We start from the raw sequence: 14,493 nt of genomic DNA on the forward strand, positions 1-14,493 counted from the left end.
GCCCACCGTCAACGCCCACCGCCCAGATCAAGAAAGGTTCCGGTGGCATAGGAAGCCTTGTCCGACAGCAACCACACAATCGCTTCCGCCACTTCGTCCGGGCGGCCGCCCCGGGCCATGGGAATACCGGACTCCAGCTTGCTGACCCGGTCCGGGTCGCCGCTCAGGGCGTGGAAATCGGTGAAGATGTAGCCTGGGCGCACTGCGTTGACGCGAATGCCCTCGCCGGCGACCTCCTTCGACAGGCCCAGGGTGAAGGTGTCGAGGGCGCCCTTGGAAGCGGCGTAGTCGACGTATTCACCCGGCGAACCCAGGCGCGCCGCCACCGAAGACACATTGACGATGCTGCCGCCCTGCCCACCATGGCGGGGCGACATGCGCAGCACCGCATGCTTGGCGCACAGGATCGGCCCCAGTACGTTGGTCTTCATGATCTTGAGAATGCGGAACTCGGACATTTCATCGACCCGCGATTTGTGGCCCACGGTGCCGGCATTGTTGACCAGCGCCGTGACCCGCCCCAGCTCGGCATCCACACGGTTGAACAGGCCGATCACCTCATCTTCGATACTCACGTCCGCCCGCACGGCAATCGCCTGGGCTCCCAGGCCGCGCACCTGCTCCAGAACACGGTGGGCCGCTTCCTCGTCGGATTGATAGTTAATGCAGATGCGGTAGCCCTGCCGCGCGGCCAGCAAGGCCGTCTCGGCGCCAATCCCGCGACTGCCCCCGGTGATGATGAGGACTTTGTCCATGCCTGCAGTCTCCTGATTCAACCTGATGTGTATGGCTGAACCAGAGAATAGCCGTCACGCACGGCTTTTGTCAGGCGCCACCGCGTCTTCGGCACGCTGGATATCGGCCATGAACCCCTCTGCCGGCAGCGGGTGGCCCAGCAGATACCCTTGCAGGGAATTGCAGCCCAGACGGGTCAGGAAGCTTTGCTGCACGTCGGTTTCCACGCCCTCGGCGACGATGCGCAGACCCAGGGCCTGGCCCAGCGCAACAATGGCCGAGACGATGGCGGCGTCATCGCTGTCGTGCTCCAGGTCCCGCACGAACCCGCGGTCGATCTTCAGTTCATTGGCCGGCAGGCGCTTGAGGTACATCAGGCTGGAGTAGCCGGTGCCGAAGTCATCGATGGACAGATCGACACCCATGTCCGACAACTGCTGCAACACCGTCATGCTCGCGTCGGCATCGCTCATGGCGGTGGTTTCGGTGATCTCCAGGGTCAGGTTATTCGCCGCCAACCGGTGCCGCTCCAGCGCCGTGGCCACACTCTTGACCAGCCCGGCATGACAGAACTGCAAGGCCGACAGGTTCACGGCAATCCGCCAATCCTCATACCCTTGGGCATACCAGAGCGCCATCTGGCGACACGCTTCGTTGAGCACCCACTCACCAATGGGGATGATCAGCCCGGTCTTTTCCGCCAGTTCGATAAACGTGGCAGGCAACAACAGGCCCTGTTGTGGGTGCTCCCAGCGCAGCAAGGCTTCGGCGCCGACAGCAATCCCGCTGACCGCGTCGAACTTGGGTTGGTAGTACAGGCGAAACTCCCCGTGCTCCAGGGCATTGCGCAGGTCCTGCAACAACTGCAACTGCTTGCGAGCATTGGTGTTCATCGACACATCAAAGAAGCTGTAGCCGTTCTTGCCCATGCCCTTGGCGTGGTACATGGCGGCGTCGGCGTTCATCAGCAATTCCTGGGGATTGCCGCCGTTGCCCGGGTACATGGCGATGCCGACACTGGCGGAAATCTTCAGCTCATGCTCGGCAACCGTGAACGCGCGATTGATCAGCACCACTTGGCGCTCGGCAAGGCGCAGGGCGTCATCCGGCTGGTTCAGTTGCACCAGCAGCACGAACTCGTCACCGCCGATACGCGCCAGGGTGTCCTGGCTACGCAAATCCTCCCGCAGGCGCAGGCCGACTTCGCGCAGCAACTGGTCGCCCATGTGATGGCCGAAGGCGTCGTTGACCGGCTTGAAACCGTCCAGGTCGATAAACATCAACGCAAAGCAACCGCCCTGCTCCTTGACCGCCTGCATGGCCTGTTGGATGCGGTCCGCGAGCAAGGTGCGATTGGGCAGACCGGTGAGCATGTCGTGCAAGGCAAGATGGGTCAGTTCCTGGTTGGCCAGGGTCAGGGAGTCGGCCAGCACGGCGGTACGAGCTTCCAGGCGCGCATCCAGCAGCGAGGTCAACAACGCGATGATCAACACCGCCAGGGATGTCACCAGCACCAGGTTGTCCAGGCCCTTGCCGCTCAAGCCGTTGAGCGCCGCGCCACAGAAACTCTCATCGGCAAACCGCGCGGCGGCCATGCCGGTGTAGTGCATGCCGACAATCGCAAAGCCCATTACCACCGCGGCACCTCCGCGTGCCAGACGCACGTAGGGCGTGTCCCGGCGCAGATGGAAAGCGATCCACAACGCCGCGCCGGAGGCTACCACGGCGATCAGCAACGAAGCGCCAAACAGCGTCGGGTCGTAATCGATGCCCGGAGTCATGCGCATCGCGGCCATGCCGGTGTAATGCATGCTGCTGATGCCCGCACCCATGATCAGCGCGCCAAACGCCAGTTGCCAGGCCGGCAGCCGGGGCTGGCTGACCAGCCACAAGGCGAACCCGCAGGACAGCACGGCAATCGCCAATGACAGTGCGGTAATCCCCAGGTCGAAGCCCAGGGCGAACGGCAAACGCAATGCGAGCATGCCGATGAAATGCATCGACCATACCCCCACGCCCATCGCCAGGGCACCGCCCGCCATCCAGAAATAAACCGCCCGGCCTTTGGCGGTCGCGAGGCGACCCGTCAGGTCCAGTGCGGTGTAGGAAGCCAGGATCGCGACGCACAGCGAGATCACGACCAGGGAGGGTGAATAACTACCGATAAGCATGGGACATCTCGTGACCGACGGGCTGGGAACGCCCGTATCCGGGGGCAAAGCGGCGGATTGTAGCGAGAATAATTCTCGGGTGGGGGATTAGTTATCAACGGGCCAGTATTGGGGTTTTGACGTCAAAGTACTGGCCCTTTCAGGAGGATTTCGGGGGTGTTTGCAGACCGGTTTCTGGAAGCCGGTCTCGGCTTCAAATGTGGGAGCGGGCTTGCTCGCGAAGGCGCCGGCCCAGCCACCACAAGATCTCAGCGAAACGCGTAATCCGCCACAATCCCCACGAATATCGCCAGTCCCGCCCAATGGTTATGCAGGAATGCCTTGAAGCACTTCATCCGGTCCTTGTCCCGGGTGTACCAGAACTCCCAGGCAAAACACCCCGCTGCCGTCAGCAAGCCCAGATGGAACCAGCCGCCGAGGTCGAAGCGGGCACCCGCCAGCAACAGGCACAGCAATGACAGCCCTTGCAGGGTCAGGATGATCATGCGGTCGGCATCGCCGAACAGGATTGCCGTGGATTTCACGCCGATCTTCAAGTCGTCGTCACGGTCGGTCATCGCGTAATAGGTGTCGTAGCCGACCGTCCACAACAGGTTGGCGATATACAACAGCCACGCGGTGGCAGGCAGATGGCCGGTCTCGGCGGTGAACGCCATCGGCATGCCCCAGGAAAACGCCGCGCCCAGTACCACCTGCGGGTAATAGGTGTAGCGCTTCATGAACGGGTAACTCGCCGCCAGAGCCAGGCCGCCCAGGGACAGCAGGATGGTGGTGGCGTTGGTCAGGAGCACCAGCAGGAAGCTGATCCCCATCAGCACGGCAAAGAACACCAGTGCCTCTTTCGAACTGATCTTGCCGCTCACCAGCGGCCGTTGCTCGGTACGCTTCACATGGCCATCGACCTTGCGGTCGGCCCAGTCATTGATGACGCAACCACCGGCCCGGGTCAGCACCACGCCCAGTACGAAAATGACGACATTGCCAATGGAAGGCGAGCCCTTGCCGGCAATCCACAGCGCCCACAAGGTCGGCCACAGCAGCAGGTAAATGCCGATAGGCTTGTCCATGCGCGTCAGTTGAATGAAATCCCAGGCCCTGGGGTTCAGATGGTTCAAGGACTTGAGCAGGCGTTGATACATCAGCAGTTCTCCGCAGGGTCATGCAAGGCATGCCAGAAGCTGGGCAGGAAGATTTCCGCCACCAGCACGCTCAGCGGGCCTCGGTCGAAGCGCGAGCGGCGGGCCCACAGGCCGTCGGTCCGATCGGCTTCCGGCAGCCACTGCCGTGGGTAGTGGCACACTTCGATCGGCTGACGGGTAAACGCGCGGTCGCAAAACAGCAACTCCCCCAGCGAGCGGCTGCCCAGTTCATCCATATGCAGGCCATCGCCTTGCAAGGCACTGCGCGCGGCCACGCTGCGCGCGAACACCCAGGGCTGGCCATGCCCGCGCAGATATACCTCGCGTACCCAGCCGACCGTGGCCGGAGCCAGGCCCAGGGCTGCGCATTCATCCTCGCGCAGCGGCTGCCAGCCTTCGAACAGTGGCGTCACGCTGAAACCGTCCCTGGAGAGCCACGTCAGCCGCCGCGTCAGCGAGTCTTCGTTGAACAGCCAATTGAGGGTCAAGGGCGCGGGCGTGGGGGCCAAACGGCTCTGGGTCAGCCATTGGCAAACATCGGGGAGGGCGATTGAGTGCGGCACGGTGAGTCAGTATTGGCGGCAAAAGAGGCGGCGAGCTTACCATGGCATCCTGATCTTTTGCCGGGCCGAACCGGCTCCTCGCGTCGAACGTGCTTGCATCTGCCGGCCCCGATCAGTACAAAACGCGCTGAGCCGCGCGGCAACGCTGCATCCATCGACCGCCGGCCAACACGCCTGGACCTTGAGGAAACACGCAATGAAGAAGTGGCAATGTATTGTCTGCGGCCTGATCTATGACGAGAAAGACGGCTGGCCGGATGACGGCATTCTGCCGGGCACCCGCTGGGAAGACGTCCCGGAAGACTGGCTTTGCCCGGACTGCGGCGTGGGCAAGTCGGATTTCGAAATGATCGAAATCGGCTGATCTGAATTTTCAAGAAACGTACTACAAGGAGAAAGGAATGAACGCACCTGTCGTGATCATCGGCACAGGATTGGCCGGTTACAACGTCGCCCGGGAGTTTCGCAAGCTCGACAGCGAGACCCCGTTGCTGCTGATCACTGCGGATGACGGACGCTCCTACTCCAAGCCCATGCTCTCCACCGGCTTTGGCAAGAACAAGGAAGCCGACGGCCTGAGCATGGCGGAACCGGGCGCCATGGCCGAGCAACTCAAGGCTGAAGTGCGCACCCACACCCGCGTCACCGGTATCGACCCGGGCCACAAGCGCCTGTGGCTGGGCGAAGAGGCGGTGGCCTACCGTGACCTGATCCTGGCCTGGGGCGCGGAAACTGTGCGTGTGCCGGTCGAAGGTGATGCGGCTGATCTGATTTTCCCGATCAACGACCTCGAAGACTATGCACGCTTTCGCACCGCCGCTGCCGGCAAACGCCGCGTTCTGCTGCTCGGCGCCGGCCTGATCGGCTGTGAATTCGCCAACGACCTGATCCTGGGCGGTTATGAAATCGACCTGGTGGCGCCCTGCGAGCAGGTCATGCCGACCCTGCTGCACCCAGCGGCGGCCGCAGCGGTCAAGGCCGGGCTGGAAGGCCTCGGTGCGCGTTTCCACCTGGGGCCGGTGCTCAATCGCTTGCAGCGTACAGCGGATGGCCTGGAAGCCCATCTGTCGGATGGTGAAGTCATCCCCTGCGACCTGGTGGTCTCGGCCATCGGCCTGCGCCCGCGCGTCGACCTGGCCGCAGCGGCGGGCCTGCAAATCAACCGTGGGATCATGGTGGACCGCCACCTCAAGACTTCCCACGCGAACATCTACGCCCTGGGCGACTGTGCCGAGGTCGACGGCCTGAACCTGCTGTACGTCATGCCGCTGATGAGCTGTGCCCGTGCGCTGGCCCAGACCCTGGCCGGCAATGCGACCGCCGTGAGCTACGGGCCGATGCCGATCACGGTGAAAACCCCGATTTGTCCGCTGGTGGTCTCGCCACCGCCTCGTGGAACCGAAGGCGCTTGGAGTGTCGAAGGCCAGGGCGCGGACATCAAGGCACTGTGCCGCGACGCCGAAGGGCGCTTGCTGGGCTATGCGCTGACCGGCACGGCGGTCATGGAAAAACTCGCTCTCAACAAAGAACTTCCGCCTTTGCTGGCGTAAATACGGGTCGTTCTGTCGGAATAACCCCGTTTTTCGCCCCAGAAAGGTCGTCGCGAGACTGGCGCGGCGTCCTGGGGCGTGCCATCCTCACTCCCGTCTGCCGCAGAGTAGAGCCTGCGGCGCTTTGGGCGCTGCTCCACAAGAGAGCAGCACGGACATAACAACAAAAAACCGTCAAAGAGGCTTCACATATGCGTAAACCAGAACTCGCAGCCGCCATCGCTGAAAAAGCGGATCTCACGAAAGAACAGGCCAACCGCGTCCTCAACGCCGTTCTCGAAGAAATCACCGGCGCCCTGCACCGCAAGGACAGCGTCACCCTGGTTGGCTTCGGTACTTTCCTGCAGCGTCATCGCGGTGCCCGCACCGGCAAAAACCCACAGACCGGTGAGCCGGTGAAAATCAAGGCAAGCAACACCGTTGCGTTCAAACCGGGCAAGTCGCTCAAAGACAGCGTCAACCCGTAAAAGCGTTACCGTCTGAAGGGAGGCGGAATAGTACGAAAAATGGGCACGCCGACGGAGTCGGGTGCCCATTTTTTGTGGGGGAAAGTTGGCTCTGGATGACGTCAGCCGGTTTAACCGCTTATCCCCTGACCAACTCATCCTGGTTATCAGCGGGTTCTTTCTCGACAAGTTTTTCGTAATTCGCAGGTTCTGAATTCAGGTCCCCCGGGATCCATTTTCCGTCCCGTTGAATGTAACTGCGGGCTCGATAAGGATGCAGGGCAACAATGTCTGTAATTTCTTTTTGCAGATTTTTCTCGTCATACCAGATGCTGCCGCATTCGCCGCAACCCCAGAAAGGACGCGTGTTTTCATCTATCAGATCGACCCAGCCTGCGCACTGCGTGATGGGGCATCGGTAATTCTGAGCGAAGTGGTGGTTCTCAACAGGTGCTTCGGCCTTGATGTATTGAGTGGAAGAACCGCAAGCCGGACACTCAATCATGATGAAGCGCTGGCCCTTCGCGACCATTGGCGCGATAAGCTTCTGCTGATGTGCGTCGAGCTCAAACGTTTTGTCACAGACCTGGCAGCGCGCGTTTTTAATTGAGTCCATATGGATTCTCCCCCTCTGGATACCAATGTAGAGCTTTGCTATTCGCTTTATGGTACGCCTTGTCCATGAGTACCAAGTTGCTTTGGCGGTTATTACCACCGCGGAATATCGGTTTTTTATGATGCACGTCAAAACCTTCCGGGACTTGACCTTTTTTCATTCGATCTACCCCAGCCTGCCCGTACTTTTGAAGGGAGTTGGGATCTTTGGCCATTTTTTTCAGGTATTTCTCTTTGGCACCGCCCTTCTTGTCAAAGTTGGCGCGGATTTTTTTGATTTCAGCCTTTGTTCGCTTGTGATAGCAGGTCTTGAGGCCCCAAGGGTCAATCCAGGTTAAGGAGTTGGGTGCATATTGATACAGGTTAAGGCCGCCCTCCAGATCAATCGGATCCGGCGTCGTAAACCGCCCCACATCCGGGTCATAAAACCTGAACGTATTGAAATGCAGCCCCGTCTCCCGATCCAGGTACTGCCCCTGAAACCGCAGGTTCTGCTCTTCGATGTAGTAAGGCTCGCGCACCTCTTCCAGCGTGTTGCCCCACACCCGATACGTGGCGTGCCAGACGCTGTGCCCATCCACTTCGGTGAGTTGTTCGGGCAACCCGTTCAGGTCGTTGTGGTAGTAGCGAATCTTCTGCAACGGGCCACTGCCGTCGACCCGGGCAAGGGGGTCGTAGCCATCATCGTCGTAGACATACAGGCTGGTCTGGCTGTGCTTCTGCTCCTGCAATAACCGCAAGCCATCCCACGCGAATCGAGTCTCGCCCAGCGGATACCCATCGCTGCCGTGCACGGTTTTTTCGATGCGACGGCCCAGTGGGTCGTACGTCATTCGCACGACGCTGCCGTCATCGTTGCGCACTTCGATCAAGCGGCTTTCGGCGTCATAGGCAAAGCGTTGCACGCCTCGCCTGGTACTGCGCTTTTCAATCGTGCGGCCAAAGGCGTCGTAGCGATAACGCTTGTCCTGATAGGTCAGCAGCTTGTTGTGCACCACCAGCCCTGCGCCGGTTTGCGGGCCATCCAACAATTGCTGGCCGAGTTTGCAGGTCAGGTTATCGGCGGGTCGTAGTCGAATTGTTTGTGCGCCACCGTCGGTAGCAGCGAAAGCTGGCTGGCGTGACGGCGGTGGCGTCAGACGTACCTTGTTCGACTTTAAGAGCCTTGGACCTGTCAGCAGCTTGTTATGCGTCAACAGCCCGCTATTCGCATTTTGGCCGTCCGGTAAGCCGGCGGCGGGGGTATCTATTAAATAGATCCCCTTCGGGATTTACCGTCTCGAAGGGGGAGAAATGTGCAGGTCGGCTGAGTAGGCGGGCTATTTTTTATTGGGCTTCAAATAATTCTTGCGCATGGAGTGCGGACTTGTTTACTCGCTCTGAGGCAGTAACGCTATCTATGCGTAAATCGTGGGGCAGGCGCTCATAGTCCATGGGCTCATCCTCCGTTAGTGCCCCACGCAGATGGGCAATTACTCGGAAGATAATGTGATTCATGCGCCAGCAAGTAGATGGTTCAATATTCGCCAATTGCTCCTCAGATGCTGGTTTGCTTACACCGCCAGTCCAGATTTCCGATCTCAAACGCGAATTGAATCCTGTCATACCCTGAGGAGGATTTTTTGTAGTCCGGATCACTGAAAAGAATCTTCCATCGAGGGATATCTGAAAAACGCATGCTGCAGAAAATCGGTCGAAACAGACGTTTTGAGGTGTCCACCTCTCCGATAGAGGTCGGTATTTGTGTGTGGAATTTCGCGAAAACCTCAATCAGATGTCCCAGTGCAGGAGGGATGAGCTCAATGTAGCGGGCAATCACAAACCCTGGCTCATCTGAATGGGATGTAGAAAAGATCGCCCGGTTTAGGTGCCTTGAGGGTTTTCATGCAGCGGCCTCTTTATAGGTACAGGATTTGATTTTGCTCGGTTTGATGCCTAGCGCTTTGGCCGCGGCCCTGTAGTTTCTATAGTGACTTTTGCCCCGTGTATCAGTTCGGCTTTACATCGCTGATGTTGAATTACTCCACAACACCAGCGGTTCGCCGCATTCTATTCTTTTGGGCCATTTTGGCTGTGTTCGCAGGAGCCGGAAATGACTCTTTGTTTTAGCCATGATTGCAAGTCTTTTCGGATTGAGATTTTTGTTTTTCTCTGAAGTAGACCTGCGTGCCTAAGTGTGATGTTAATTGTTGAAGAAAAAGTTATTTTCTAAAACAATATCTCAAATGTTATTTTCCCTAGTCGATTCTTGACGTGATAGCCGTTTTCATTTATTTCTGCAGTTTTAAAAAAGTCTTGTCGATCAATAAAGCTGGGAAGCTCGTGCATCCAGGTTTTTTCCTTTTGATTGCTGTCTTCTTTACAATACCAACCTTCACCGACTGCAGAACTAAAAATCCTGTAGACGCTAAATTTGCGTTTTTTGTCTTTGCTGGATTTTGATAGTTTTTTAATTTGTGTCTCTAGCTCAAAATGACTTTGCAATACTGCGTCAGCCGTCGAATTAATAATATTTACAGTTGTAGAATTTTTTTCTCTTTTAGTTGCAATCGCAATTAATGCTTGGCGTAGCTCCTCCAGTAACTGTTTGTCCTGATTGACCCTGTTCATGGAGAGGAAATTATCAAAGTCGAAGTTTTCTATGAAAATGTTTGTGACACCTAGCACGTTATCAAATAAATCTTCGTCACCGCGCGGGCCTAAGGAAACAACAATTTTACTACTCCCATTTATTTCGATTTTGGGCAATAGCTCCATGAATATCTGAGTAATATGATGGCTTAGTTGACGTACGCGAATGCCATCACGCTTTGCGGATATATCACTTTCTTGCAAGGTCAGAAGATTAAGATTCATTGCAATGTTCGCTATAAAAAATTAAAGATTATCAGGTGTGCCATACAATTTAAGATAGCCATCTCTTGTGTCAACCTGCGGCAGTGGTTTTTTGTGAATGGGTGAAGGCATGTTGCCGTTGTTTCTTGCCGCGTGCTTGTCAGTGATTTTTTGCTCCGTCGTTTTTGCTTGAATCCGTGTTTTGTTCTTCTCGACAATCACTGCCTTGTAACGCCCAGGTTGGGGTATGTTTAGAACATTGACCTGTTGGTTGGCACGAGGTGATGTACCGTTCTTATTTAGCGGACGCCCGCTGATTCCCGGCTTCATCATCCGCCCTGTTCTTGTATCAACAATAACGTAGACGTGATTAGGGTTTTTGCTCGCATGACTGTTGCCGTGGACCTTTCCACTGCCTCCACATGTCAGCCCTGACGGATCGATCCATCCGAAGGGGTTGTCGGCATAGAGGTAGTTATTGATGCCCCCTGCCAACCCAATCGGATCCGGCGTCGTAAACCGCCCCACATCCGGATCATAAAACCTGAACGTATTGAAATGCAGCCCCGTCTCCCGATCCAGGTACTGCCCCTGAAACCGCAGGTTCTGCTCTTCGATGTAGTAAGGCTCGCGCACCTCTTCCAGCGTGTTGCCCCACACCCGATACGTGGCGTGCCAGACGCTGTGCCCATCCACTTCGGTGAGTTGTTCGGGCAACCCGTTCAGGTCGTTGTGGTAGTAGCGAATCTTCTGCAACGGGCCACTGCCGTCGACCCGGGCAAGGGGGTCGTAGCCATCATCGTCGTAGACATACAGGCTGGTCTGGCTGTGCTTCTGCTCCTGCAATAACCGCAAGCCATCCCACGCGAATCGAGTCTCGCCCAGCGGATACCCATCGCTGCCGTGCACGGTTTTTTCGATGCGACGGCCCAGTGGGTCGTACGTCATTCGCACGACGCTGCCGTCATCGTTGCGCACTTCGATCAAGCGGCTTTCGGCGTCATAGGCAAAGCGTTGCACGCCTCGCCTGGTACTGCGCTTTTCAATCGTGCGGCCAAAGGCGTCGTAGCGATAACGCTTGTCCTGATAGGTCAGCAACTTGTTGTGCACCACCAGCCCTGCGCCGGTTTGCGGGCCATCCAACAGATTGGCGGCCGCATCGTAGGCGAAGGTTTCGCGTTGACCGTGCAGGTTGTCCTGGCTGGCGATGATGCGGCCGGTGGCGTCGTAGTGCAGCAGTTGGCGGTGTTGCCCGGTGGGTTGCTGGTCGAGTTTGCCGATCAGGTTATCGGCGGGGTCATAGTCGAATTGTTTCTGCGCCGCCGCCGGCAGCAGCGAAGGCTGGCTGGCGTGACGACGGTGGCGGGCGCGCAGGCGGCCGCTGCGGTCGTATTCGCTGCGGGTGCTGAGCTGGCCCTGGGTACGCAGGACTTCGCGATGCAGGCGGTCGCGTTCGAAGTCGCTGATTACCTGGCCGTCGAGGTTGATCTGGTGCAAGTGGCCGCTGCCGTAATACAAGCGATTGAGCCAGCGGCCATCCGGCAGTTGAGTCTGGATCAGGTTGCCCAGTTCGTCGTAATGGTGTTCCAGACCACCCGCCGCACTCTGTTCGGCGCGTAGCTGGCCGATGGCGTCATAGGCGAAACCCAGGGCTTGGGCATTGCCCTGCACGTCGGTGAAGGTGACGGCAGTCAGTTGGTCCACTTCATCATAGGTGTATTCGGTGCGGCCATCGTCGGTGGTCTTGGCGATCAGCCGGCCCACTGCGTCGCGTTCCAGCCGATGGACGATAGGGGCGGGCGGCGCCTCCGGCACCAGCGACAGGCCTGTGCCGTACGGCGCCGGAACAGCGGTGACTTCGGTGATGTTATCCAGCGCATCGTAGCGGTAACGCTTGGCGCTGCCGTCCAGGTCCTGCTGTTCGACCAGGCGATCGCCGGCATCCCACGCAAAGCGATAGCGCTCGCCGTTTTCGTTGATCAGGGCCTGCAGCCGCCCGTAACTGTCGTAACCGAACTGCACCTGCCGGCCATGGGCGTCGGTGCGTTGGCTGACCAGGCCGCGGCGGTTGTGCTGGTAAAGCGTGGTGTGCCCGACGGGGTCGGTGTAGGCGATCAGTTGGCCGCCGGTATTGCGTTGGTAGTGCTCGGTGCGCCCGTCCGGAAGCTGGGTGCCCAGCAAGCGACCCTGGGCGTCGTAGCTGAACTGCGTGCGCTCGCCAAGGGCATCGATGATGACCTGCAAGTAGCCTCGCTCGTTGTAGCCGAAGCGGGTGGGGTAACCCGAGCAATCGATGTGCTCGGTCAGTTGCCCGAACGGGTTCCAGCGCAGCTTTTTGCTTTTTCCGGTGGCGTCGATGATCTCCACGACCTGGCCGTGGTCGTCGTAGCGATAGCGCGTGATGTAGCCCAGCGGATCGGTCTCGGCAATGCAGTTGCCGCGCGAATCGTAGCGATACTGCCAGCTGTTGCCGGCGGCATCGGCTTCCACCAGCGGCAAGGCCCAATGCTCCAGCCACTGGGTCGAATCGCTGCGGCCCAACGGGTCGGTCTCGCCGATCAGGTTGCCGGCCTCATCGTAGCTGTATTCATAGCGCCCACCCTGGGGGTCGGTGGCGCTGAGCAACTGGCGCTCGTCGTTCCACTCAAAGCGCCAGGTCTGGCCGAGGGTGTCGCTGTACTGCGTGATCTGATGCTGGGTGTTCCACTGCCGCGTGCTGACACGCTGCAAACCATCGGTGATGCGCGTAAGGCCGGCTTGCAGGTCATAGTCGAACTGATAGGCGTCGCCGTCATCGGTCCAGTGCCGGACCACACGCCATTCCACACCTTCAACCAGCGCCCACTCATAAAAACAACGCAATCCACTGGGCAGTTGATGCTCCACCATCCGGCGCCCACTGTCGTAAGCGAAGCGGCGCTGCACCTGGTCGGTCGCATCGCGTACTTCAGTCAAGCTCCCTGCTGCGTCCAAACCATAGCTCACCAGCACTTCGCGACGTTGGTCGGGGTACAGGCGTTCAATGCGTGCCAGTCGGCCCTGATCGCGGATCAACTCTACCTGCACCTGATCAAACGTGTCGCGCAGCCGCACCAGGCGTCCGCCGTCGTCGTAGTCGACATGGATCCGGTTGTCGTTGCGGTCGCCCAACTGGCTCAGGCGCAGCCGCGACGGGTTGGCCGTGGGTTCGAACAAACGGTACAGGCCATCGTCGCTTTCGATCAGCAACTGCCCATTGAGGTGGCGCCGTACCGCCAGCCCTTCACCGGCGCTGAACACGGCGCCGCCCAAGGCAATCCAGCCCATATCGATGGCGCGGCCCTGTTCGTCGGTATAGATCAGCGTCTCACCGCCTTCAGGATGGGGGCGGATTTCCACGCACACTTCATAGGGCACGCTCCAGCCGGCGCCGAACAGCTCGCCCGGGCGTTCATCGCGACTGTTGTAGAAGCGTTGCCAGTCGATCGGCAGGATGCCGGGCAGCACGAAATCCAGCTCCTCGACATCACCCAGCACCTTGGCGCCTGTGGCGGCGTGCACCGGGTTCGACGAGCCGAGCGCCGCGTTGGCCAGCGCGCCCATGGCACTGCTGACGGCCATTGAGGTCGCCCCGCCGATCAGCATGCACGGCAGCTTGCTGAAGAACTTGCCCTTGCCGCCCTTGAGCATCAGCAGCGCCGTGACCGCCAGGCCGACGCCCGGGGTCTTGCCGCTGCGAATTTCGCGCACCACCACCGAGCCGCCGCCGATGGTCACGTTGGAAGAGATCAGCCCCGACGACACCACCGTCGCATCGCAGGTGCTGCGGTCGCCACTGCGCACCGCCGGCTGGCCGTTGATCGTGACCTTGTCCGAACCCTCGGCCAGAAACTGCGGCGGCATCGGTGGATGCTTCATGCACGTGACCATGTCCAGCGGCTTGGGCACAGCGCCAGGCGCAGGCGTGGCGACGGTCGGGCGCCACATCTGCGAGAAGAAGCTCTCGGCCATGTCCAGGTAGCTGGGTTCCGGCGCGGGCTCTTCCAACTCGGTGCCCGCTGGCGCGACGTGGGAACTGATCGCGCCGGCGGCGCGGGCCGCCGGAATGTTGTTGGTGAGAGTGTCAGTGGAGCCGGTCAGAATGTTCGCCTGCACCGTGGGTGGAAACAGCGCGTTGCTGAAGCTGTCGCATAAATTCGTCAGGCCTTTGTCCGCCCCCGTCTTGCTCATGGCCAGGCCGACAATCGTGCCTACCACGGCGCCCAACAGGAAGCAGCCAAGCCCGCCGGTGGCGACAGTGATCCCGGTGGCGGCCACCACCGCAGCCGTCGCCACGGCGGTGATCGCGATGTTGGCCGCCACCTCCAGCACACCGCCGAGGATGTCGGCCATCATCGAGGTGTGGGAAAGTGCGTCGCCCATCCGGGCTGCCCAGAGCGCGTCAGACATGCAGGCAGCTC

At 59.3% G+C, this 14,493-nt stretch carries 10 protein-coding genes and 1 pseudogene; 3 read left to right on the plus strand and 8 right to left on the minus strand.

Annotated elements, in window-relative coordinates:
- Positions 1 to 8 precede the first annotated feature (8 nt).
- The 4 genes from ACW9IN_RS04705 to ACW9IN_RS04720 form a co-directional block, all read right to left on the minus strand.
- Positions 9 to 755, minus strand: a complete 747-nt coding sequence (locus ACW9IN_RS04705; RefSeq protein ID WP_457364787.1) for an SDR family oxidoreductase — start codon at positions 753 to 755, stop codon at positions 9 to 11.
- Between the two features lie 54 nt (positions 756 to 809).
- Entirely contained in the window at positions 810 to 2,906 is a 2,097-nt protein-coding gene (locus ACW9IN_RS04710; protein ID WP_457364788.1) for a putative bifunctional diguanylate cyclase/phosphodiesterase, read from the minus strand.
- A 248-nt stretch (positions 2,907 to 3,154) separates the two neighbouring features.
- Positions 3,155 to 4,045 carry a 4-hydroxybenzoate octaprenyltransferase gene (gene ubiA, locus ACW9IN_RS04715; RefSeq protein ID WP_457364789.1) on the minus strand — a complete coding sequence of 297 codons (891 nt, stop codon included), beginning with the start codon at positions 4,043 to 4,045 and terminating at the stop codon, positions 3,155 to 3,157.
- Complete coding sequence (locus ACW9IN_RS04720) at positions 4,045 to 4,608, minus strand: chorismate--pyruvate lyase family protein (RefSeq protein ID WP_457364790.1); 564 nt, start codon at positions 4,606 to 4,608, stop codon at positions 4,045 to 4,047. The genes ubiA and ACW9IN_RS04720 overlap by 1 nt, the downstream gene beginning before the upstream one ends.
- Before the next feature lie 196 nt (positions 4,609 to 4,804).
- On the opposite strand from ACW9IN_RS04720, the gene ACW9IN_RS04725 reads away from it, so the two are divergent.
- The 3 genes from ACW9IN_RS04725 (at position 4,805) to ACW9IN_RS04735 (ending at position 6,625) form a co-directional block, all read left to right on the plus strand.
- Positions 4,805 to 4,972 (plus strand): rubredoxin, encoded by a 168-nt coding sequence (locus ACW9IN_RS04725; RefSeq protein ID WP_457364791.1) that lies wholly within the window; start codon positions 4,805 to 4,807, stop codon positions 4,970 to 4,972.
- Between the two features lie 37 nt (positions 4,973 to 5,009).
- The gene (locus ACW9IN_RS04730) at positions 5,010 to 6,158 is read left to right on the plus strand and encodes an NAD(P)/FAD-dependent oxidoreductase (protein ID WP_457364792.1); all 1,149 of its coding nucleotides are present in this window, start codon (positions 5,010 to 5,012) and stop codon (positions 6,156 to 6,158) included.
- 191 nt (positions 6,159 to 6,349) lie between these two features.
- Positions 6,350 to 6,625, plus strand: a complete 276-nt coding sequence (locus ACW9IN_RS04735; RefSeq protein WP_003213368.1) for an HU family DNA-binding protein — start codon at positions 6,350 to 6,352, stop codon at positions 6,623 to 6,625.
- 118 nt (positions 6,626 to 6,743) lie between these two features.
- Here the strand turns inward: ACW9IN_RS04735 and ACW9IN_RS04740 are convergent, their stop codons facing one another.
- The 4 genes and pseudogenes from ACW9IN_RS04740 to ACW9IN_RS04755 form a co-directional block, all read right to left on the minus strand.
- Positions 6,744 to 7,220 carry a hypothetical protein gene (locus ACW9IN_RS04740; protein ID WP_457364793.1) on the minus strand — a complete coding sequence of 159 codons (477 nt, stop codon included), beginning with the start codon at positions 7,218 to 7,220 and terminating at the stop codon, positions 6,744 to 6,746.
- 310 nt (positions 7,221 to 7,530) lie between these two features.
- Positions 7,531 to 8,354 (minus strand): annotated as a pseudogene (locus ACW9IN_RS04745) (RHS repeat domain-containing protein); the annotation flags it as partial.
- 1,073 nt (positions 8,355 to 9,427) lie between these two features.
- Complete coding sequence (locus ACW9IN_RS04750) at positions 9,428 to 10,075, minus strand: hypothetical protein (RefSeq protein ID WP_457364794.1); 648 nt, start codon at positions 10,073 to 10,075, stop codon at positions 9,428 to 9,430.
- Positions 10,076 to 10,096: 21 nt separating this feature from the next.
- On the minus strand, positions 10,097 to 14,482 hold the full coding sequence (locus ACW9IN_RS04755) for an RHS repeat-associated core domain-containing protein (protein WP_457364795.1): 4,386 nt from the start codon (positions 14,480 to 14,482) through the stop codon (positions 10,097 to 10,099).
- Positions 14,483 to 14,493: the final 11 nt, after the last annotated feature.

The organism is Pseudomonas sp. SDO5271_S396, assembly GCF_054071795.1.